This is a genomic window from Streptomyces swartbergensis, from assembly GCF_002148965.1.
In the GTDB taxonomy this organism is placed as follows: domain Bacteria; phylum Actinomycetota; class Actinomycetes; order Streptomycetales; family Streptomycetaceae; genus Streptomyces; species Streptomyces swartbergensis.
Genome location: NZ_NGFN01000853.1, coordinates 1 through 629 on the forward strand (window position 1 = coordinate 1; position 629 = coordinate 629).

The 629-nt window shown below is 74.4% G+C and carries 1 pseudogene; it reads right to left on the reverse strand.

From position 1 onward, the window contains the following. Positions 1-447: pseudogene (locus tag CA983_RS48800) on the reverse strand (hypothetical protein); the annotation flags it as partial. Between the last annotated feature and the right edge of the window lie 182 nt (positions 448-629).

Consider the following 629-nt stretch of genomic DNA (forward strand, 5'->3'; position numbering starts at 1 on the left):
GGGCGCGCTGGGACCGGCCGTAGTCGAGCGCGGTCGCGGTGGCCGGGTCGGTGTCTCGCGTGCGAGACGTCTCGGTGCCGGGGGTGACCGCGCCGTGGATCGCGGCGAGGGCGCGGGCGACGTCGAGCAGCCGGAACGCCTGCGCGCGGCTGATGCCGAACTCCGCGGCGCAGTACGACTCCCAGCTGGCCCGAGCGGCACCCAGACGCGGGCGGCGTGCGCGTCGCGGACCCGGGCGGCGAGCACCGCCATGGAGCGCCGGACGTCGTCCATCGCCTCGCGCAGCCCGGCCGTCATCTCCCGGGCGCGGGCCGCACTGAGCGGCGGCCGCGCCGGTTCGGCGACGTCGCCCTGGTCCTGGTCGTGCTCGCCCATGACTCCATCGTCCTCCGCGTTGGCGTGCCGGACCAGGGCGTACGGAGGCGCGGCTGCGAGTAGGTACCTCACAGTCTCACACCCTCACAGCTCACCCTGTCTACCTGGGGAAACGGGGTGTGAGACTCACAATCTCCGCGTCGTCGGGCAGGTCCAGGCGCTGGCGCGGCCGAGGGAGCAACACGTCCGGGCCGCCGGGCAGCAGGCCCCTGTTGCGTAGGAGCTTGACGCGGCCGCGGCACCAGGAGGAACAG